Origin of the sequence: Psychromonas sp. MB-3u-54, from assembly GCF_002836415.1 — a bacterium.
In the GTDB taxonomy this organism is placed as follows: Bacteria; Pseudomonadota; Gammaproteobacteria; order Enterobacterales; family Psychromonadaceae; genus Psychromonas.
Genome location: NZ_PJBP01000108.1, coordinates 1 through 20,234, shown reverse-complemented (window position 1 = coordinate 20,234; position 20,234 = coordinate 1). Strand labels below are relative to the sequence as shown.

The 20,234-nt window shown below is 40.3% G+C and carries 19 protein-coding genes; 11 read left to right on the top strand and 8 right to left on the bottom strand.

What is annotated here, in order from left to right; translation table 11 throughout:
- The first annotated feature begins 184 nt into the window (after positions 1-184).
- The gene (locus CXF72_RS05020; protein WP_101037335.1) at positions 185-1,804 is read left to right on the top strand and encodes a glycerol-3-phosphate dehydrogenase/oxidase; all 1,620 of its coding nucleotides are present in this window, start codon (positions 185-187) and stop codon (positions 1,802-1,804) included.
- Positions 1,805-2,056: 252 nt separating this feature from the next.
- On the opposite strand, the gene CXF72_RS05015 is transcribed toward CXF72_RS05020, so the two are convergent.
- A complete protein-coding gene (locus CXF72_RS05015; RefSeq protein WP_198552507.1) occupies positions 2,057-2,353 on the bottom strand; it encodes a DeoR family transcriptional regulator in 297 nt (98 codons plus the stop codon).
- 397 nt (positions 2,354-2,750) lie between these two features.
- On the opposite strand from CXF72_RS05015, the gene CXF72_RS05010 reads away from it, so the two are divergent.
- The 4 genes from CXF72_RS05010 to CXF72_RS04990 all read left to right on the top strand — a co-directional run bounded on the left by CXF72_RS05010 (position 2,751) and on the right by CXF72_RS04990 (position 6,171).
- Positions 2,751-3,554: an HAD-IIB family hydrolase gene (locus tag CXF72_RS05010; protein WP_101037333.1), complete on the top strand. Its 804-nt coding sequence runs from the start codon at positions 2,751-2,753 to the stop codon at positions 3,552-3,554.
- A 684-nt stretch (positions 3,555-4,238) separates the two neighbouring features.
- A complete protein-coding gene (locus CXF72_RS05005; protein WP_101037331.1) occupies positions 4,239-4,634 on the top strand; it encodes a DNA polymerase III subunit psi in 396 nt (131 codons plus the stop codon).
- 302 nt (positions 4,635-4,936) lie between these two features.
- Positions 4,937-5,410, top strand: coding sequence for a ribosomal protein S18-alanine N-acetyltransferase (gene rimI, locus CXF72_RS04995; RefSeq protein ID WP_232784882.1), 474 nt, complete (start codon positions 4,937-4,939; stop codon positions 5,408-5,410).
- Between the two features lie 17 nt (positions 5,411-5,427).
- Positions 5,428-6,171, top strand: coding sequence for an RNA methyltransferase (locus CXF72_RS04990; protein ID WP_101037325.1), 744 nt, complete (start codon positions 5,428-5,430; stop codon positions 6,169-6,171).
- A 64-nt stretch (positions 6,172-6,235) separates the two neighbouring features.
- Here CXF72_RS04990 and CXF72_RS04985 read toward each other — a convergent pair whose 3' ends face one another.
- Positions 6,236-6,721, bottom strand: a complete 486-nt coding sequence (locus CXF72_RS04985; RefSeq protein ID WP_101037323.1) for a SprT family zinc-dependent metalloprotease — start codon at positions 6,719-6,721, stop codon at positions 6,236-6,238.
- A gap of 18 nt (positions 6,722-6,739) precedes the next feature.
- The gene (metK, locus tag CXF72_RS04980; RefSeq protein WP_101037321.1) at positions 6,740-7,888 is read right to left on the bottom strand and encodes a methionine adenosyltransferase; all 1,149 of its coding nucleotides are present in this window, start codon (positions 7,886-7,888) and stop codon (positions 6,740-6,742) included.
- A 629-nt stretch (positions 7,889-8,517) separates the two neighbouring features.
- On the opposite strand from metK, the gene CXF72_RS04975 reads away from it, so the two are divergent.
- Complete coding sequence (locus CXF72_RS04975; RefSeq protein WP_232784881.1) at positions 8,518-9,801, top strand: peptidoglycan DD-metalloendopeptidase family protein; 1,284 nt, start codon at positions 8,518-8,520, stop codon at positions 9,799-9,801.
- 519 nt (positions 9,802-10,320) lie between these two features.
- Here the strand turns inward: CXF72_RS04975 and rsd are convergent.
- On the bottom strand, positions 10,321-10,794 hold the full coding sequence (rsd, locus tag CXF72_RS04970) for a sigma D regulator (RefSeq protein WP_101037317.1): 474 nt from the start codon (positions 10,792-10,794) through the stop codon (positions 10,321-10,323).
- 156 nt (positions 10,795-10,950) lie between these two features.
- On the opposite strand from rsd, the gene nudC reads away from it, so the two are divergent.
- The 5 genes from nudC to purD all read left to right on the top strand — a co-directional run bounded on the left by nudC (position 10,951) and on the right by purD (position 16,875).
- Positions 10,951-11,775: an NAD(+) diphosphatase gene (gene nudC / locus CXF72_RS04965; protein WP_232784880.1), complete on the top strand. Its 825-nt coding sequence runs from the start codon at positions 10,951-10,953 to the stop codon at positions 11,773-11,775.
- Positions 11,776-11,857: 82 nt separating this feature from the next.
- Positions 11,858-12,922, top strand: a complete 1,065-nt coding sequence (gene hemE, locus CXF72_RS04960) for a uroporphyrinogen decarboxylase (protein WP_101037314.1) — start codon at positions 11,858-11,860, stop codon at positions 12,920-12,922.
- Positions 12,923-13,085: 163 nt separating this feature from the next.
- Complete coding sequence (locus CXF72_RS04955) at positions 13,086-13,595, top strand: GNAT family N-acetyltransferase (protein ID WP_101037312.1); 510 nt, start codon at positions 13,086-13,088, stop codon at positions 13,593-13,595.
- Positions 13,596-13,770: 175 nt separating this feature from the next.
- Positions 13,771-15,363, top strand: a complete 1,593-nt coding sequence (gene purH, locus CXF72_RS04950) for a bifunctional phosphoribosylaminoimidazolecarboxamide formyltransferase/IMP cyclohydrolase (RefSeq protein WP_101037310.1) — start codon at positions 13,771-13,773, stop codon at positions 15,361-15,363.
- Between the two features lie 219 nt (positions 15,364-15,582).
- On the top strand, positions 15,583-16,875 hold the full coding sequence (gene purD, locus CXF72_RS04945; protein ID WP_101037308.1) for a phosphoribosylamine--glycine ligase: 1,293 nt from the start codon (positions 15,583-15,585) through the stop codon (positions 16,873-16,875).
- 333 nt (positions 16,876-17,208) lie between these two features.
- Here purD and CXF72_RS04940 read toward each other — a convergent pair whose 3' ends face one another.
- From CXF72_RS04940 to dusB, 4 genes are all read right to left on the bottom strand, one after another.
- The gene (locus tag CXF72_RS04940; protein ID WP_011771457.1) at positions 17,209-17,484 is read right to left on the bottom strand and encodes an HU family DNA-binding protein; all 276 of its coding nucleotides are present in this window, start codon (positions 17,482-17,484) and stop codon (positions 17,209-17,211) included.
- 278 nt (positions 17,485-17,762) lie between these two features.
- A complete protein-coding gene (locus CXF72_RS04935; protein WP_101037306.1) occupies positions 17,763-18,344 on the bottom strand; it encodes a YjaG family protein in 582 nt (193 codons plus the stop codon).
- Positions 18,345-18,672: 328 nt separating this feature from the next.
- Positions 18,673-18,972, bottom strand: a complete 300-nt coding sequence (gene fis, locus CXF72_RS04930; RefSeq protein WP_011771455.1) for a DNA-binding transcriptional regulator Fis — start codon at positions 18,970-18,972, stop codon at positions 18,673-18,675.
- A gap of 13 nt (positions 18,973-18,985) precedes the next feature.
- Positions 18,986-19,945: a tRNA dihydrouridine synthase DusB gene (gene dusB, locus CXF72_RS04925; protein WP_101037304.1), complete on the bottom strand. Its 960-nt coding sequence runs from the start codon at positions 19,943-19,945 to the stop codon at positions 18,986-18,988.
- Between the last annotated feature and the right edge of the window lie 289 nt (positions 19,946-20,234).

Sequence of the window (20,234 nt, the reverse complement as noted above, 5' to 3'; positions counted from 1 at the left end):
CTCAGCTGGTTTTTTGTTTTGGCTGCTGCTATTTATTTTTTATTTTCTCAACTAACTAACTCGGCATCATATTTTTGTCTGTAATGTGCTAATAATCATATTAATTAGAAACACTATATGCTCTAATGTGAGCGCAAACGAACATTATTATGAGCTATCGAACATTTAAAGCAAGGATTCCGAAATGAGCCTCAATAGAACAAACAATATTAAGCAACTGGCTGAAGATGAGCTAGATGTACTTATTTTAGGCGGTGGTATCAATGGTGCTGTTGCTGCTGCATCTTTGGCTGCTAAAGGCGCTAAAGTTGGCCTTATTGATAAGGGTGATTTTGCAGGAGCAACAAGCTCTAATTCATCGAATCTTGCATGGGGTGGTATCAAATACCTGGAGAGCCATGAATATTTATTAGTTAATAAGCTTTGTAAAAGCCGTAATAACCTTATGAGACATTACCCGTCATCGGTGACCGAGGTTCGTTTCTTAACAACTATTCAAAAAGGTTTTCGTTTTCCTGTCTGGTTTGTGTTTATGGGGACCTTGGCTTATTGGTTATTTGGCCGATTATTTACCATGGCACCTAAGTATCTTACTCGAAATGCTATCAAGAAATTAGAGCCGAGCATTAAGACCGAAGGTGCACAAGCTGGTTTCGAATATTCAGATGCATTCTTAAAAGATAATGACTCACGTTTTGTTTTTAATTTTATAACGGCTGCTGCAAAAAAATCTGCGGCTGTTGCTAACTATGTAGAATCAGTAAATGCCGTTCGTGAAAACGGACTATGGGTAATACAAGCGAAAGATACTACTAATAATAAAACATTCACTATTAAAGCGAAAACACTGATCAATGCTTGTGGTCCTTTGGTTGACCAAGTTAATAAAGGGTCTGAGCAGAAGACATCACATCATCATTTGTTTTCTAAGGGTGTTCATTTAACCGTTGATCGTATTTCAAAAGAACATCGTGTATTGGCATTTTTTGCCAGTGATGGGCGTTTATTCTTTGTATTACCAATGGGAACTAAAACCTGTATAGGCACTACAGATAATCAAGTTGAGAGCCATCAAACATCGGTAACCGAAGAAGATCGTCAATTCATTCTCGATAATGCCAATACCTTATTAGAATTAGATAAGCCGCTAACCAAAGCTGATATTATTGCAGAACGGTGTGGTGTGCGCCCATTAGCGATTGAAGCCGAAGAAGGTGTTGCTGATTGGGTTGCCTTGTCACGTAAACATGCAATAGATGTTAATAAAGCCGATAAACACATTAGTATTTTCGGTGGTAAGCTGACGGATTGTATTAACGTAGGTGAAGAAATTGCTGAGATAGTTAAAGGTTTATCTATCCCATTGCCAAAATCAGAATCAATCTGGTACGGCGAACCCGCTGACTCAGTTAAAGAAAAATTTATGAGTGCGATTGCAGAGTTTAATATTGATAAATTGACGCCAAGAGGCGCTATTGAGCCATTATCTAGCCGTTTCTGGCGCCGTTATGGTGAAGATGCTTTCATTCTATTGGAAGCGATTAAGCAAAACCCTGAGAAGGCAACGCTAGCACTTGAACATACAGAGTTTACTTGGGCAGAAATCGATTGGGTAGCTGACCATGAAATGATTGTTAACCTCGATGATTTATTACGTAGACGTTCAAAAGCAACCCTCGTTATTCGTAAAGAATATTTAGATAATGCCAAAGGACTGGAAGCCGTCAGCGAACGTATTTTTGGTGAAAACGCGGCACAGAAAGTCGCCGAGTTTCGCAGTACCGTCAACTTCAATCGAGTATAAACTTAGGCAGTAGCTTGCACCGCTTGTGTACAATTTAACGCTAAATTGATTAGGGAAGTAGTTTTAAGACTACATCCCTAATGTTCGTTTATCTTTCGTTGCGAACATAATGAATAAATTCACGTTATGTTATAACTGACTAAATAACAGCCAGTTAACTTCTGCTAGCGTGACCTATTAGAAAGCTTATTACTTACCTTACACAGAGTTAAAAAAAGGCGCTTATTTAATCGAAATAAGCGGAAGATCTGTTTAGTGAGTGTAGATTTGATCAAATTTCGATAACGAAGCTACTTTTTTGGCTAATTGGTCTTTGATATTAAATTGCAAATCGCTGCGAAATTGATAACTGCTATTAGTTAATTGAGCTGATAATCCTACACCACCATGAACGCGACGTGCATAACCTGCTTTACAACGTTGATTAACATCTCTACGAATAGTTTGCGTGGTGACTTGAAAATAATCAGACATAATATCTATCTGAATATCTTCATTCAGCCTTAAAAATTTTTGAATTTTTTGTTGTCGAACATTGATTTTTATCATGTTTGAGAAAATATCTCTGGTTTATCAGTAATAATTATATCGACGCCCCAAACTCTAAATTTACTGACTTGTTGCAAATCATTAAGTGTTCAAATCACTAACTTAAGTCCAGATTGTATTTGTGTTTTTATATCATTCTTTAAATATTCATATGCAACATACTGTGTGCGTAACCCTATAAATTCGAACAATAATTTATTTTTTTGTTTTATCTTAATAAACGAACTATTAAATTTAACTTACTTAGATTTAAATAATAAATGTATCACTTGAATAGGTAGAAAGAACGCCAGCGTTATGTTTATTATTTGCACTACTGGTGGTGTTAATGATGTTAACTTATTCGCAAGGTTTAGTGATGTTTTTACCTAATTTACTATAAATGCTAAGGGATAAAATGAAGCAATTAAAAAACACCTTAACCAATGATTGGAAAGCGGTGCAATGGGTATTAACTGATGTTGATGACACCTTAACTTGGCAGGGGCAGTTACCACCTGATGCGTTAATCGCACTGGCAAAGTTACAACAAGCAGGTTTGAAAGTTGTTGCTGTAACGGGGGCTTGCGCAGGTTGGTGTGATCACATTGCACAACTTTGGCCCGTTGACGCTGTCATTGGCGAAAATGGCGCATTTATTATGGAGAAGCAAGACGGATATTTAACATTGAAGTCCGATAGTTCAATGTCAATCATTGCGCAAAACCAAGCGAAATTGAAAGCTCAAGTCATTGAAGTCTTAGCTGATTACCCTGATCTTAATCTAACCCTAGATCAATCTTATCGTCTTTGTGAAGTCGCTATTGATATCGGCCAAAATAGATCCCCTGTAGCAGCTGATATTATTGCGGAAGTCGTCTCTAAACTTAACAAATTAGGTGCTAATGCAACGGCAAGCTCAATTCATATTAATAGCTGGTATGGCGAACACTCTAAACAAGTAACGTCATTGAACTTTCTGCAGGAAAAAGGTTTATCTAAGGCTGAAATAGTCTCACAAGTTTGTTATGTAGGGGATTCAGTGAATGATCAATTTATGTTTGCTACGCTACCGAAAAGTGTTGGTGTTGCGAATATTAAACATTATTGGGATAAACTGCTGCATCACCCTAAATTTGTAATGACCGAACCCGGTGGGTATGGCTTTGCCCAGTTTGCTAAACAGTTATTAGCCATTAAAGCAGAGGGAAATATCAACTAATAACTGTATTGTCAATTTATCGAGCTGAGCCGAGTATATTCGGCCAAAGCTATCCTAACCTAAAATCCCCCCTTTATTGGACAGGTATAGTCTTGGGCCTATTTCCGGCTAGTGTGTGATCTGTATTTTTACTACTATCATGGAATAGGCGTTAGCTATTACACGCAGCCCGAGGAATGATATTTTTAAAATGTGACTGCCTGATATTGCTCAGCACACTTGGTTAAATTTTGGCGAATATTCAAAGCAATATTTTATATCTGTATCCCATCAATTTCCCTCTAAAAAAATAGATTCTATTTCTATTGTTTTAGCCCGTACTCTGTTTTTCTGGTTAAAATTCAGAAGGCAGGGGAATGACATCATTGATGAACAGAATCGCAGTGAACCGTTGGATACCACATTTTTCGAACCATCACGGTGGAAGGCCCGCTTTTTTTAGCAAGCCTGAAAGTGAGTGGTGCTATCATTTCAGATGGACAATTGATAATGCAGAGGAAGTAAGGCTCACTGGATGCAATAAACAAGAGGGCATCATAACGCGCTATATAACAACAGTGCGCTTTTGTTTTCTGAATATTTTACCGGAGAGTTATTGGCCATTGATTATTGCTTCGGCTGACCTTCATTCAATGTTATTATTTGTTTTATTTTTTAAACCTCGAATAATTGATTGGATTTTCAATGAAACATCAACAAGCGCTTTATTTACAGGAGATGGGCATAACCCGTTGGCAAGTCCGTAAACCTGATTTGTTCCCCCTCTCTCTAAATGTATGCACTATTGATTTAAGTCATTATAAATTGCTGCTGGTGGCCTCGACAGCCGACTTTGCGCACCCTCTTATGGTCAGCATACTCAATGCCTTTAACTTGAAATTAAGCGAAGTATATTGCTGCTCAACGGATCAATTTGAAAACCTGCAAGGACAGTTACCCGAACTTATCTGGTCAACCCTAGGGGAAATCAATCAACCCCATGGGCATAAGTTATTAACGTCATCAACCCTTGTACAGCTGGCTGCCGACGCCAACGCAAAAAAGGCATTATGGAAACAGTTTTGTGCTTTTAATCAATAGGAGCGAGTTGCGGGCTACGAGTGATGAGTAACGAGCTACGAGCTACGAGCTCGAAGCTCGAAGCTCGAAGCTCGAAGCTCGAAGGCTCGAAGCTCGAAGGCTCGAAGCTCGAAGCTCGAAGCTCGAAGGCTCGAAGGCTCGAAGCTCGAAGCTCGAAGCTCGAAGCTCGAAGGCTCGAAGGCTCGAAGGCTCGAAGCTCGAAGGCTCGAAGGCTCGAAGCTCGAAGCTCGAAGGCTCGAAGGCTCGAAGCTCGAAGGTGATGAGTTCGAAGTAACTAATACGAAATCAATATGGAAGCAATTATGTCTGCACCTTTAATCAATAAAGAAAAATTAAAAATAGTGCCCATGGGACTGGCTGATATAGAGGATGTCTTTAACATTGAATCTCGTTGCCATAGCCATCCCTGGTCAAAAAAATTATTTTTGAGTAACTTTGGCACACGCTATTTTAGTCATTTGTTACTCGCTGACGAGCAAGTGATCGGTTATTTTGTTGCCAGCTCAGTGGCCGGAGAGGTCACTTTAATGAATATTGCGATTACGCCTGAGGTACAGGGGCAGGGGTTGGGGGAGATTTTATTACAGTTTCTAAAAGACTACTCACAAGCAAAGGATGAAGAGGAAGTCTGGTTAGAGGTACGCGCTTCTAACCTTTATGCATTAAAACTTTATCAAAAACTGGGTTTTGTTGAACTCGATAGACGTAAAGATTATTACCCTTGTAAAAATGGCAGAGAAGATGCTGTTATTATGTGTTGCTATCTATCACTTTGAAGAACGAGAAATAAATTATGATTTCAAAAAATCAGCTAAAACTTATTCATGCACTTGAGCAAAAAAAACAGCGTAAAAAAAATGGTCTGTTTTTAGTGCAGGGTGAAAAAAATGTGGGTGAATTATTTAATTCTGATTTTACGATAAAACAACTTTTTGCAACCAGTACTTTTATCAATAAAAATAGATCAGCACTTGCAGAGTTTGGCTTAGTTAGTCTTACCATTGAAGCAACGGAAGAAGAGTTAAAAAAAGCGGGGACGTTAGTATCAAATAACAGTGTGCTTGCTGTGGCCGAGTGCAAAATAATGCCGCTCCCACAAATCCAAAAAAATGAATTGATCCTGGTATTAGATAAAGTTTCTGATCCCGGAAACTTTGGGACTATTATTCGTGTTGCCGACTGGTACGGCATTAAAAATATTATTTGCAGCCCGGACTGTGCTGATTTTTATAATCCTAAAGTCATCGCTGCCAGTATGGGATCATTTGCACGGGTACGGGTGAGCCATACGGATTTATCTGACTATCTAAGTCAACAATCAACGGCGATTTATGGGGCTTTTCTGGAAGGGGAAAATATCCATAAAGCAAAGTTAAATAAAAGTGCCTTTATTGTTATGGGCAGTGAATCGCATGGTATTTCGCCAGAGATTGCTAAATTTATCAGCCATAAAATTACCATTCCCAGTTTCGGAGAAGCGGAATCATTAAATGTCGCCATGGCAACGGGCATTATTTTAGATAATTTTAAACGTTAAACGGTCCATGGAAGAGAAAATTAAGAGATTAAGCGGCTAGGTGCTTTGTGCCTATTTTTAATTTTTAATTTTTAATTTTCAATTCTACCCGGCACTTTTTACACAGATATTTAACCCCTTTTAAAATCTTATTATGACGTCTTATGGTTAACTGGTGGGTGGTACAATCACACTGATAAGCAAACTGCTGACCCATAACGTCACTAATATCTAATGAATGTGTCGTATCTGCAGGGCAGTTAAAGATATTCTGCATTACAAATTGCCACTCTTTGCCATGCGGGCGCACTTTCCCGTAATGTTGGTAGGCGACCAGATGAGCAACCTCGTGAGGCACTACCTGTGCAAAAAAATCTGCTGAATTTTTTTTAAACAAGGTGGGGTGGTATTTGATCCGGTTAAGCTGCAAATGTGCGCTACCGGCACTTTTCCCCCGCTGGTTAAAAAGGTATGCAGGACGTTTGAAAGCACGATCAAAAAAGCACTCGGCCAAAATGAAAAATTCTTCACTTCGGCTAATGAGTGCTTTTTTATCTGCATCATTTACCACGTTTAATTTAACTAAGCGCTAAAATGCAGCCGCTTTTAACGCTTCAACTTTATCTAATGCTTCCCACGGGAATTCATCACGACCAAAGTGCCCGTAAGCCGCTGTTGATTCGTAAATAGGCTGAATAAGATTCAACATCTCGATCAGACCGTAAGGGCGCAAGTCAAAATGCTCACGAATCAATTGGATAATTAACTCTTTTTTTACTTTTTCTGTGCCGAAGGTTTCCACACTGATCGAGGTTGGCTCTGCAACACCGATAGCATAAGAAACTTGAATTTCACAACGATCAGCAAGACCCGCTGCAACGATGTTTTTTGCCACATAACGTGCTGCATATGCCGCGCTGCGATCAACTTTTGACGGATCTTTACCGGAGAATGCACCACCACCATGGCGTGCTGAACCACCATAAGTATCAACAATAATTTTACGCCCGGTAAGGCCGCAATCACCAACAGGTCCGCCAATGACAAAGCGGCCCGTTGGATTAATAAAGTATTTAGTGCGCTCAGAAAGCCACTCAGCCGGTAATACGGGCTTGATTATCTCTTCCATTACCGCTTCAACCAAATCTGCCTGTTTGATATCTTCCGAATGTTGCGTGGAAAGTACGACCGCATCAATACCGACAATTTTTCCATGATCATAAGCAAAGGTCACCTGGCTTTTAGCATCGGGGCGTAACCATGGGAGTGTCTTATTTTTACGTACTTTTGCCTGTCGTTTAACCAGATGGTGCGCATAAGTAATAGGTGCCGGCATGAAAACGTCCGTTTCATTAGTGGCGTAACCGAACATTAAACCCTGATCGCCGGCACCCTGCTCGCGAGGATCGCTACGGTCAACACCCTGATTAATGTCTGGCGATTGTTTGCCTATCACATTTAAAATGGCGCAGGAGTCAGCGTCAAAGCCCATTTCTGAACTGGTGTAACCTATGTTGCGCACGGTATTACGGGTGATCTCTTCGATATCAACCCAGGCATCCGTGGTGATTTCACCACCGACCATTACCATTCCGGTTTTTACATAAGTCTCACAAGCAACACGTGCTTTTTTATCTTGTTTTAAAATTGCATCAAGTACCGCATCGGAAATTTGATCGGCTATTTTATCGGGATGACCTTCAGATACGGATTCTGAAGTAAATAAGTCACGTGACATGTGAGCTCCTAACTGGTTACAAGGTGAATAGTTTTAGATGTTTTTACATCTAGACGTCTATCTTACATTTATTTGTGATGGAAAACACGTTAATTATTTAAGCTATTCACATGAAAAATGAAAAGGAATGCATTTTTCTTTTAAAAATAAGCGCTGTTTTTTAAAAAAAAATAAAAAACTGATATACTTTACCATGTTATTTTCATTGATTCTTTTCCTGTCTGAGTTGTCTTAAGTTATGCCATTTTTGTTATTTTTAAAGGCGTTTTTTAAAACGTCCATTGCGGCTGTGAATATTTTTCCCCGGAAACATCTTGTCGCTTTGATTATATTATCCGTATTTCTGTTGGTTGTGTCTCTGGTTCCCGTACCGCCAAAAATCCCCAAAAAAATTTACCACTCATTAGAACTACCTGAGAGAGTTGTTGTCGAAGATAAGCATGCGGTCACCGACCCTTTGATGTAATAAAAGACGAATTAAAATGAGATCTGTTTTTTTATAAAAAAAACAAAAAATTTGCTATACTTCTCCGTTTTATTTTCATTACTCCCTTTTCCTGCCTGAGTTGTATTAAGTTATGCTATTTTTGTTACCTTTAAAGGCGTTTTTTAAAGCGTCAGTTGCCGTTGTGAATAATCTTCCCCGGAAACATTTTTTCGCTTTGATTCTATTATTTGTATTTCTGCTGGTTGTGTCCTTGCTTCCCATGCAGCCGAAAACCAAAAAAACAATTTACCGCTCACTAGAGCTTCCTAAGAGGGTTGTTGTTCAGGATGAGCATGCGGCTGCCGAACCTCTTGCTGCAATAAAAGACGAATATGCAAAAGTCTTTCCGGACTTTTCGGGAAATAAAGAAGTCGAATTTGAGGTGAGCGAAGGTGACTCTCTAAGCAATATTTTTGAAAGAGAGAGTTTGTCGGCAGCGGCATTACAGCTTCTGTTAGAAGCTGATAAAGAGCATCTCCGCTTAGCTAACCTAATCCCGGGGCAAAGAATCAAGTTATTGATTGGCCCTGACAACAACCTGCTTTCTTTAAAAGTATTTTTGGATCTTGCCAATACGCTAACCTTTACGCTGAAAGAAGATCAATATGATGCATTTTTAGAAACTAAAGCGGGGAAATGGCGTACAAGTTTATATCAAGGTCGTATTATAGGGAGCTTCTATAGGACAGCCAAAGCTTCAGGTCTGACGGCGGGGCAGATTCAACAAGTATCCGTGGCTCTGCAGGATAAAATTAATTTTAACCGTCAGCTTTATGCCGGAGATACTTTCCGTGTATTAGTATCAAAACAATATATTGACGGACAATATAGTTCGGAAAGTGAGGTGCTGGCTATTTTGATTAAAAACAGGAATAAAATTTATACTGCTTTCCTGCATGAAGACGGGCGTTATTACGATGAAAACAGACAAGGCTTAAGTAAAGCTTATCGACGCTTTCCGGTGAATGGCAATTTCCGAATCAGTTCAAGCTTTAATAGAAAACGTTTGCATCCAATCACCAAAAGAGTAAAACCCCATAACGGCACGGATTTTGCCGTCTCAACGGGTACAAAAGTGTATGCGATTGGTGATGGTGTTGTTTTGCGGGCAGGTTACCACCCCGCAGCCGGCAACTACATTGTTATGCAGCATAGCCGGAAATACACCACACGTTATTTGCATTTAAGTAAGATTTTGGTGCGTAAGGGACAGCGGTTAGAAAGGGGGACTGTGATAGGTAAGAGTGGTAATACCGGGCGTTCAACGGGGGCGCATCTGCATTATGAATTTCAAATAAATAACCGCCCGGTGGACGCCATGAAAGTGGAATTGCCTCTGTCAACCGCGGTCTCTAAAAAAGATGAGTCTATTTTTGATAAAAAACGCGATCTTTATCTGCAGGAGATGGGCATTAACGACATCTAATACCAACGCCTAATAGATCACTTAATGAGTGGAATTGGTATAGATACTGAACGTGGTATAGATACTGAACGCTTTATCGGGGCAAGTAATAATAGCGCTAACGATTAAGCGCTATTATTATTTTTATGCGGGTGCTCTTAACTCGGGCAGTGTGATTTTGCTGCCCACTGAGTAATATATACCGATGTTACTTCAAAATGCTTTGTCAGGCGCAAGATCTTCGATCAGAGAAAAACGCAATATGACCTTTCGAGCGATTAACTGCGTTAATCCTCTAGCGGTAGATGTAAATGCAAGCATTTACATCTTAAATGGTTATTCCCTTTTCGATGGGGGCAACGCAGCGCTGGTTTTCGAACTTGCGGCCCGTAGCGCAAGGCAAATTGTGCCAATCTGCGTTGTTATAAAATCTCACTGTAGAATAACGAGACTTCAATTTGATGCCTAGCATCTCAGCACAATTTTCCTTGCTGACTTTGCATCTTGAAGTAACATGGGTATACACAGGCATGTTACTTTTTATGCCAGTGTATGGTGCAGGTGAACAACTTCAAGCAGCTGATCTTCGCGTTCAAAACGATCTTCCATTAGTTGCCCTAAGTCAGAAAGATCGTTGTCAAAATCAAGTAGGGATTGCTCATTTGCTGATTCTGCATACTTATCGTTAAAATTCAAAGCCGCATCCGTGGTTGTGGTGATACGTGAATATAACTCCTGGGCAATTTTTAAATTATTTTCCCCATCTAATTTGCATTGTGCAATTATCTGCTCGTAGATTTCGAAATGTCCGGTTGAGGCATAATCAAGCAGAAGTTGGCAAAAATCAGTGATTTTTTGTTGTGCGGGTAAGCTGTGATTTGTCTCTTGGTAAGGAGGTAATCCTGCCAGTTTGCAATATGTAACCACTAGAGTCTGGCGCTCTTCGAGCCAACTATCAATAACTGAAAGTCTGCCACCCCATTCTTCCTTTGCGCGTTCTAATTTGGTTAGCATATCTTGCACCTCATGATAAGTAGACTGAAACTGTCAAATAAAAGTAGATAAAATTGTACTTAGCGTCAACATGAATTTGAATTTGTAGATAATCTTACTGTATAACTGTGAAGTAATCCCTGTCCCCGGAATTAAAGTTCCGATAAATAAGGAAGCATGATGCAGCCGGAAAAAAATAATGTTAGCAAGCAAGAGAATGCTTGGTGGTTTATTATCGCGAAAGATAAAATTGTATTACAGCCGCAGGGGAATTTTATTCCTTACGGTAATCTTGATGATTTACCTTTTCCTGAAAAATTAGCTGATAATGTAACAAAAATAGCAGACTATGACGCAAGCCCTTGTTATCTAGTTGTATTGCAGGAGCAACTAGATGTTGGTTTGGGGGAATATTTGCCATTACGTTCTTTGCTGGGACGAATTGACGATGCCTTATTTGATCTGGCGGGTCGTGCCTTTCAAGTTGCCTTATTTTATCAAACACATCAATATTGCGGCAAGTGTGGTAATAAAATGCACGCCATAAACTGGGAAACCGCAATGAAATGTTACCATTGCCAGCACCGCTGTTATCCGCGTATTTCACCTTGTGTTATTGTCGGTATTCGTAAAGGCAAGGAAATATTATTGGCAGTGCATCACCGCCATCTGCAACAGAATAACCCGGTATTTACCGTTTTAGCCGGATTTGTTGAAGCCGGAGAAACACTGGAGATGTGTGTTGAACGTGAAGTTTATGAGGAATCAAGGATTCGGATCAAAAATATCGAATATGTCAGCAGTCAACCCTGGCCTTTCCCGCACTCTTTAATGATGGGATTTTTTGCTGAATATAAATCAGGTGAAATCAAAATTGATAAAAATGAGCTTGTTGAAGCTGCCTGGTATCATGTTGATAATCTGCCTGTTTTGCCAAATAACGGTACTATTGCTCGAAAGTTGATTAACAAAATGGTCGAACAATGCAAAGTCGTAATATGACAGAGTAAAAAACATTTAAAAATGGTAGCATATTTACCTATGTAAATTATTAAATATTTAAAAAGACAGGATAGAGATAAGCATGACAGAATTAAAAAATGATCGTTATCTTCGCGCCTTATTAAAGCAGGACGTTGATAAAACACCGGTATGGATGATGCGTCAAGCGGGCAGATATTTGCCTGAATATAAAGAGGTACGCGCGCAAGCTGGAGATTTTATGTCTTTGTGCCGCAATGCAGATCTGGCCTGTGAAGTAACCTTACAACCTTTACGTAGATTTGACCTTGATGCCGCTATTCTATTTTCTGATATTCTCACTATTCCAGATGCGATGGGACTGGGTCTGTATTTTGCAGAAGGGGAAGGGCCTAAGCTTAAACGTCCGATAACATGTAAAAAAGACGTTGATAACTTAATTATGCCGGATCCCGAAGGCGAACTGCAATATGTTATGAATGCGGTACGTACTATACGCCGGGAGTTAAAAGGCGCCGTTCCATTGATTGGTTTCGCGGGTAGTCCATGGACATTAGCGACCTATATGGTTGAAGGGGGGAGTTCAAAGGCTTTCACCAAGATCAAAAAAATGGCTTTTTGCGAGCCGCAGCTATTGCATACTTTATTAGATAAACTTGCCGACTCCGTTATTGATTATTTAAATGCGCAGATAGCCGCAGGCGCGCAATCGGTGATGGTCTTCGATACTTGGGGCGGCGTGTTATCTCCTCGAGATTACAAAGATTTTTCATTACAGTACATGACCAAAATCGTTGACGGGTTACAGCGTACCTATGAAGGTAAAAAAATTCCCGTCACTCTGTTTACTAAAAATGGCGGACAGTGGTTAGAAGCGATTGCGGATACTGGCTGTGATGCGATTGGACTCGATTGGACTATTGATATGGCAAGCGCAAAAGCGCGTGTTGGAGATCGTGTTGTGCTGCAGGGTAATATGGATCCTTCTATGTTGTATGCCTCGCCAGAGCGAATCCGTGAAGAGGTGGCGACCATCTTAGCGAGTTTTGGTAAGGGAGGCGGACATGTCTTTAATCTCGGCCACGGCATTCATTTAGATGTACCGCCTGAGAATGCCAAAGTATTTGTTGATGCAGTCCATGAACTGAGCCCACAATATCACCTTTAAGCACGGTGCTTATTAGTGAAAAAAACCATGCATCTGCATGGTTTTTTACTTTTTGAGTGAACGATAAGTAACTCGTGTTCATTTTTTTCAGGAAACTGGTTGTTGCTTTTTTGTACGATCTGAGTATAAAGGTTATATGATGAATAACCGCAGAAATTAAAATATGAAGTTATTTGCAGAATATGAAGACCTCACTGTCCGTCAGTTTATAGCATCTGATCTCAATGATTTCACCACGCTGGTGAGTAATGCCAAGAGCATGAAATATTGCCCAACGGGTAAATTAAATCACCAACAAGCCGAACAATTATTCACCAGTATCATCACTCACGCACAGCGCAATAAATATTGCCTTAACGCCATTGAAGATAAAAAACACAAAAAAGTCATTGGTCTGGTCGGCCTGCAGGAGTGTCGTATGGAATACGATGTTGGACTGAGTTTTGTGTATCGCATGTTGCCGGAATATAACGACAATATTAATATCCCCTGTTTATTCTCCCAATTTATTAAAGAACTTATGGTCAACCATCAGCTTTCAGAAATGAATGCTGTCATTGCTAAAAAAAATCGACCGACATTAACCCTGATGGCGTCTTTAAACTTTAAACCTATATCGACTCTCGTTTGTCGCGGTATTGATAGTTTTTTATATCAATATTCACCGGTGTAAATAAATTTATATTTTAAAGGCAGTATAGGAAGAGATATTTTTATTTTTTTATTCAATAAAACAGCTCAAATTGCCATCGTTTTCGGGTAGAATGCTCAGCATACTGCTTTGTAAGTTAAAAAAACCAATGACTGGTTTTGCTTATTGATCAATTAACCGAGGGATTTATCAGACGATGGAAAATAGCCGACCAATTAAACGTGCGCTGCTAAGCGTTTCAGATAAAGCTGGAATTATTGAATTCGCCAAAGAGTTATCTTCAAGAGGCGTTGAAATCCTTTCTACTGGTGGTACTTGTAAATTACTTGCTGAGAATGGCATAAAAGTGACCGAAGTATCTGACTATACTGGGTTTCCTGAAATGATGGATGGACGTGTTAAAACCTTACACCCTAAAATTCATGGTGGAATTCTTGCTCGTCGCGGTATTGATGAAGTCATTATGTCCGAAAATGACATTGCTCCTATTGATTTGGTAGTGGTAAATCTTTATCCATTTGCTGAAACCGTTGCCCGTCCGGATTGTTCTTTAGAAGATGCAATTGAAAACATCGATATCGGTGGTCCGACCATGGTGCGTGCCGCAGCTAAGAATCATAAAGATGTGACAATCGTTGTTAACGCCGGTGATTACCCCCGTATTCTTAAAGAGATGCAGGAAAATAACAATAGCTTAGCTTATAAAACCCGCTTTGATCTTGCTATCGCAGCTTATGAGCATACCGCGCAATATGACGGTATGATCGCTAATTATTTCGGTACTATGGTGCCAAGCTACGGTGAGAATAGTGAAGGTGATGTTGAATCTAAATTCCCTCGTACTTTCAACATGCAGTTTAAGAAAAAGCAGGATATGCGTTACGGTGAAAACAGCCACCAAAGTGCCGCTTTTTATGTGGAAGATGCTATTCAGGAAGCCTCTGTTTCTACAGCGACTCAGTTACAAGGTAAAGCCCTTTCTTACAATAATATTGCAGATACCGATGCGGCACTTGAGTGTGTTAAAGAGTTCTCGGAGCCGGCTTGTGTGATCGTTAAACATTCTAATCCTTGTGGTGTTGCTGTTGCAGGCAATATTCTTGATGCCTATGAAGGTGCTTACAAAACAGACCCAACATCGGCTTTTGGTGGCATTATTGCCTTTAACCGTGAGCTTGATGCTAAAACTGCAGAAGCCATTGTTTCTCGCCAGTTTGTTGAGGTGATTATTGCGCCTAAGGTTAGCCCTGAAGCTGTACAAGTTATTGCCGCCAAGAAAAACTTGCGTTTGTTAACATGTGGAGAATGGGCTGAAAAAACCACTGAGTTTGATATCAAACGTGTTAATGGTGGTTTATTAGTACAGGATAGAGATCAAGGTATGGTCGGTTTAGAGGACCTTAAAGTGGTTACTAAACGTCAACCGACGGAAGCTGAATTAAACGACCTGTTATTCAGCTGGAAAGTGGCTAAATTTGTGAAATCAAATGCGATTGTTTATGTTAAAAACAACGCGACTGTGGGTGTTGGCGCAGGGCAAATGAGTCGCGTTTACAGTGCCAAAGTAGCGGGCATCAAAGCAGCGGATGAAAACCTCGTCGTTGCAGGTTCAGTGATGTCATCGGATGCCTTTTTCCCTTTCCGGGATGGTATTGATGCAGCCGCTGAAGCCGGTATTAGTTGCGTAATCCAACCTGGTGGTTCAATGCGCGATAATGAAGTTATCGCAGCAGCCGACGAACATGGTATGGCAATGGTCTTTACGGGTATGCGTCACTTCCGCCATTAATCGGCTGATCTATTAGTCTGTGAATGCGATCTTGGTCTCAAAAGTGCTCAATAATTCTTCGGGAAAGAATTATAACATCCGTAGGATGGCCCTTTAGGGCGTAGCACTGGATGTGCGCAGTACTTATTGTTATAAGCTGCGCACTTTTTCCTTGACCTCGAAGCAACAGACGTTGAGATAAACCCATTAAATCTATGGTTGAATTAAGAAGGTTAAGTTATGAATGTTTTAATTATTGGCAGTGGCGGCCGTGAGCATGCGCTTGCGTGGAAAGTCGCTCAAAATAAACAAGTTAAAAATATCTTTGTTGCTCCGGGCAATGCAGGAACGGCGTTAGAAGCAAAAGTGACTAATGTCGCCATTGATGTTGAAGATATTGATGGATTAGTCAAATTTGCTAAAGAAAACCATGTTGAGTTAACGATTGTCGGCCCGGAAGCTCCCTTGGTTATTGGTGTTGTTGATGCATTTACTGATGCCGGCCTTGCCTGTTTCGGTCCAACTAAGGGCGCAGCCCAGCTAGAAGGCTCAAAAGCCTTCACTAAGGACTTTTTAGCGCGTCATGACATTCCAACCGCCTGGTACCAAAACTTCACTGAAATTGAGCCTGCTTTGGCTTATGTTCGTGAAAAGGGCGCACCCATTGTCATTAAAGCTGACGGCCTTGCGGCAGGTAAGGGCGTTATTGTTGCAATGACTCTTGCCGATGCGGAAGAGGCTATTCATGACATGTTAGCAGGCAATGCATTTGGCTCCGCCGGACACCGTGTTGTTATTGAAGAATTCTTAGACGGTGAAGAAGCTTCATTTATTGTGATGGTTGATGGTGAAAATGTTGTTCCTATGGCAACCAGTCAAGATCATAAACGTGTCGGTGATGGTGATACCGGGCCTAATACAGGTGGCATGGGTGCATACTCTCCCGCGCCCGTAGTAACCCCTGAAATGCATCAGCGTATAATGGATTTAGTGATTAATCCAACGGTTGAAGGTATGGCGGCAGAAGGAAATACTTATACGGGTTTTTTATATGCGGGTCTAATGATCATGGCCGATGGAACGCCTAAAGTTATCGAATACAACTGTCGTTTTGGTGATCCGGAAACACAGCCGCTGTTGTTGCGTATGAAGTCGGATCTGGTGACCTTATGCCTGGCGGGTGTGAATGGCGAATTAGCTGGTATGACAGCTGAATTTGACCAAGGTGCGGCAATAGGTATTGTTTTGGCTGCTGGCGGTTACCCTAACGAGTATAAGAAAGGCTTAGTTATTGAAGGGTTACCATCACAGGAGACCGAAGGCCTTAAAGTTTTCCATGGCGGTACCAAAGAAGTTGATGGCCAAATTGTTACCAATGGCGGACGCGTTTTGTGTGCTACTGCGTTAGGCAATACCGTGACCGAAGCACAGCAAAAAGCTTACGCGCTGGCGAAGACAATCAGCTGGGACGGTATGTTCTATCGTCATGATATTGCTCATCGTGCTATTACCCGTGAGCAGAACAAAAAATAAGCTCGAAAGCTAGAAAGCTGGGAAAGCCGTCAGCTGTCAGCCGTCAGCCGTCAGCTGTCAGCCGTCAGCTGTCAGCTGTCAGCCGTCAGCTGTCAGCCGTCAGCCGTCAGCCGTCAGCTCTCAACCCGAAGCTCGAAGCTCGAAGCTCGATAGCTCGATAGCTCGAAGCTCGAAGCTCGAAGCTCGAAGCTCGAAGCTCGATAGCTCGAAGCTCGATAGCTCGAAGCTCGATAGCTAGAAGCTCGATAGCTCGAAGCTCGATAGCTCGAAGCTCGATAGCTAGAAACTAAAAAGCCGATGTTTAATAACATCGGCTTTTTTTTTGCAAATTGATTATTTATTAACGGCTTCTTTTAGTGACTTACCGGCAACAAAAGCAGGCACATTAGCCGCTTTGATTTGAATATCTGCACCAGTTTGCGGATTTCGACCTGTACGGGCTGCCCGGTGGTTTACTTTAAAAGTACCAAATCCAATTAGCTGTACTGGCTCACCATCTTTTAGACTGTCTGTTACACTAGTCATCATTTGTTCTAAAGCTGCTTTAGCTTGAACTTTTGTTAGTTCTGCTTTCTCTGCAATATCAGTAATAAGTTGAGTTTTATTCATCTTAGTATTTCCATTTTAATAGGGTGTTAGAATTAGCTTTAATGGCGATTCACAAGTCATTTGGAAATATCAATTAAGCTAATGTGTCAGAAAAATCACTGCATTTTAACTTTCTGCCTAAAATTCAGTTGTTAATCGACTAACTGAAATTTATATTTCCAAGTGATTTTAGTATGTTATCAATATATTGTCGATGTAAAGACCAGTTAGTTCTAAAAGTAGGATAAAGATCCCTTTATTTTGCTTAATGTGTTAAAAATCACAAAATTAAGGTGAGTTTAATCATTGAGGGCGATGCCTAAATTAGTCATTCCATAATCTACAACAAACTGTTTAATGGATTTTATTAGCTCAGGGCTGCGCTGATTGTCTAATTTTTCAAGTAACATTTTTTGAAAAGCTAACTCAGACTGGATCAGTGGAAGTTCAACTAATGACTGCTCATCAACTTCTGTGCCATTTTGTAATTCAATAAAACTTGCGATCGTTGCAAATGAGGTTTGGCTGGCATTGAAAGCTTCATCGCTTGATTCAGTTAAAAAACTGTTAAAAGCACAACTCAAAATAACACAGTGATCCACAGCCGGATAAACGCCGTAAAAATCAAATTTACGCGCATCCGGAATAATCTCCTCAAAACGATCCTGTTGTATGGCAAAATTTATTTTTGCGCCTTTTACCGTCATCTTTTCCCAAAAAAGTTGGTTGAAAGTATCAATGCTTTGCGCATGTTCACTTTCAATTGCTTCCGAAAAAAGGTGAAAATGTAAAAGACTGTGTTGGGCCAGTGCCATGCAGAAAACACTTTGTTGCCATGACTGCAAATTTTTTAACTGTTCATTAATGGGTAATAAGAGCATAGATTTCCCTGTTCTGTAATGGATGATATTTTATTAGAGGCATAAAAAAAGCGACTTATTAGTCGCTTTTTCGATTAAATAATAACTGATACTAAAAGAACTAAAAAGGTGTTTACTCTTGCTGGTTAAAATTATCCCTAACTGCGTTTTGAGTTTTATTCAGAACATCCTGTTCTTCACCACTTTGTGGTCAGCTAAAGCTGTTCAAAATCGTTCCAGACGATTTTTGTGAAGTGAGAATAATGATCGAATGCAACTCACGCCTTGTTAGTGTTAATTTTTCCTTCGCAATCATTGATCACTTCATTAATTCTTTTAGTATAAGGGATCAACCCATGCCATATTTTTTCAGTTTCTTGCGTAATGTACCACGGTTAATGCCTAGCATGGTTGCTGCACGCGTCTGGTTACCGCGAGTATACTGCATAATAATATCCAATAATGGCGCTTCAACTTCAGATAAAACAAGTTCATATAATTCAGTTGGATCTTGACCATTAAGTTGTGCTACATAACCCGACACTGCTTGACGTACCGAATCACGAAGTGGTCGTTGAGTTATTTGCCCTGTAGCAGGAATACTAGTTGTTGTTGTAAGTGCTTCTGACGAAATCTTTTGTTCAAACATGGCTATTAACTCTTTATTTATTTAAGTAAGTTTCTAATGTTTTTAATTGCTCATACGGGCAGTCAATTGCATTGAATTGTCGCTTAAAGTGACCCAACTGATCTTGCTCTTTTAAATACCATCCAACATGCTTTCTGGCAATTCTAGGTCCCATTACTTCCCCGTAAAAACCATGTAAAGCTTGTACATGGCCAAGAAGGATATGGGCAATTTCCAATTTAGCAGGAGAGGAAAGTTGCTCTCCGGTTGTTAGATAGTGATTAATTTCATTGAATATCCAAGGAGCACCTTGTGCCCCTCGTCCAATCATAATGGCGTCAGCGCCAGTGTAATCAAGCACAAACTTTGCCTTTTCCACTGAGGTAATATCACCATTTGCAATCACAGGAATCGTCACATTTTGTTTAATTTTTTTTATGGTGTCGTATTCAGCAAATCCATTATAAAAACATTGCCTGGTACGACCGTGCACTGCAAGTGCCTGAATACCCGATTGTTCTGCTATTTGTGCGATTTCAAGACCGTTTCTACTGTCGGAATCCCAGCCAGTGCGAATTTTTAAAGTGACAGGCACATCAACAGCATCAACCACAGTTTCCAAAATTGCTCGCACAAGTTCGGGGTGAGGTAATAATGCTGAGCCTGCTTTTTTCTTATTCACTTTTTTAGCGGGACAACCCATATTGATATCAATAATCTGAGCGCCTTGTTGCACACTCAGTTGTGCCGCTGTCGCCATTGCCAAAGGCTCTGAGCCAGCAATTTGCACTGATCTGATGCCGGATTCATTATGGTAGTCCATTCTTAACTTCGACTTCCTGCTGTTCCATACGCGCGGATTCGATGACAGCATCTCGGACACTGCAAGTCCTGCACCTTGTTGTCGGCAAAGCTCACGGAAGGGGCGATCAGTTACCCCTGCCATGGGTGCTAAAATGATTTTGTTATCTAGTTGATACTGCCCGATGCGCATATATTAAGCAATCTCTCTTGGTCAAGGCGGCGTAGTGTACGCATTTTTCCAACGAGAAGAAAGGCTATTAATTAAGCATTTTGTAATTATTTTGCTTGCAAAATAGGCAATTTTAATTTTTATTAATTTAATGTCACTTTTTAGCTTTAAAAGTCTTGTCAGTGATTATTATTTATGATTTTTCACGATAAAGGCTTGCGACTCTTCTTTATTTATGTTTTTCGATAATAAAAAATCGACTAATTTTTTATGTGGAGATTGTTCTTATTATCTCTGCAGCAGGTTAGGT

Coding starts and splice junctions, on each gene's coding strand:
- purH (WP_101037310.1), top strand. CDS start 13,771: ATGGAAAATAGCCGACCAATTAAACGTGCGCTGCTAAGCGTTTCAGAT.
- purD (WP_101037308.1), top strand. CDS start 15,583: ATGAATGTTTTAATTATTGGCAGTGGCGGCCGTGAGCATGCGCTTGCG.
- nudC (WP_232784880.1), top strand. CDS start 10,951: ATGATGCAGCCGGAAAAAAATAATGTTAGCAAGCAAGAGAATGCTTGG.
- rsd (WP_101037317.1), bottom strand. CDS start 10,794: ATGCTAACCAAATTAGAACGCGCAAAGGAAGAATGGGGTGGCAGACTT.
- CXF72_RS04990 (WP_101037325.1), top strand. CDS start 5,428: ATGATTTCAAAAAATCAGCTAAAACTTATTCATGCACTTGAGCAAAAA.
- dusB (WP_101037304.1), bottom strand. CDS start 19,945: ATGCGCATCGGGCAGTATCAACTAGATAACAAAATCATTTTAGCACCC.
- CXF72_RS05020 (WP_101037335.1), top strand. CDS start 185: ATGAGCCTCAATAGAACAAACAATATTAAGCAACTGGCTGAAGATGAG.
- fis (WP_011771455.1), bottom strand. CDS start 18,972: ATGTTTGAACAAAAGATTTCGTCAGAAGCACTTACAACAACAACTAGT.
- CXF72_RS05010 (WP_101037333.1), top strand. CDS start 2,751: ATGAAGCAATTAAAAAACACCTTAACCAATGATTGGAAAGCGGTGCAA.
- hemE (WP_101037314.1), top strand. CDS start 11,858: ATGACAGAATTAAAAAATGATCGTTATCTTCGCGCCTTATTAAAGCAG.
- CXF72_RS04940 (WP_011771457.1), bottom strand. CDS start 17,484: ATGAATAAAACTCAACTTATTACTGATATTGCAGAGAAAGCAGAACTA.
- CXF72_RS05005 (WP_101037331.1), top strand. CDS start 4,239: ATGAAACATCAACAAGCGCTTTATTTACAGGAGATGGGCATAACCCGT.
- metK (WP_101037321.1), bottom strand. CDS start 7,888: ATGTCACGTGACTTATTTACTTCAGAATCCGTATCTGAAGGTCATCCC.
- rimI (WP_232784882.1), top strand. CDS start 4,937: ATGTCTGCACCTTTAATCAATAAAGAAAAATTAAAAATAGTGCCCATG.
- CXF72_RS04935 (WP_101037306.1), bottom strand. CDS start 18,344: ATGCTCTTATTACCCATTAATGAACAGTTAAAAAATTTGCAGTCATGG.
- CXF72_RS05015 (WP_198552507.1), bottom strand. CDS start 2,353: ATGATAAAAATCAATGTTCGACAACAAAAAATTCAAAAATTTTTAAGG.
- CXF72_RS04955 (WP_101037312.1), top strand. CDS start 13,086: ATGAAGTTATTTGCAGAATATGAAGACCTCACTGTCCGTCAGTTTATA.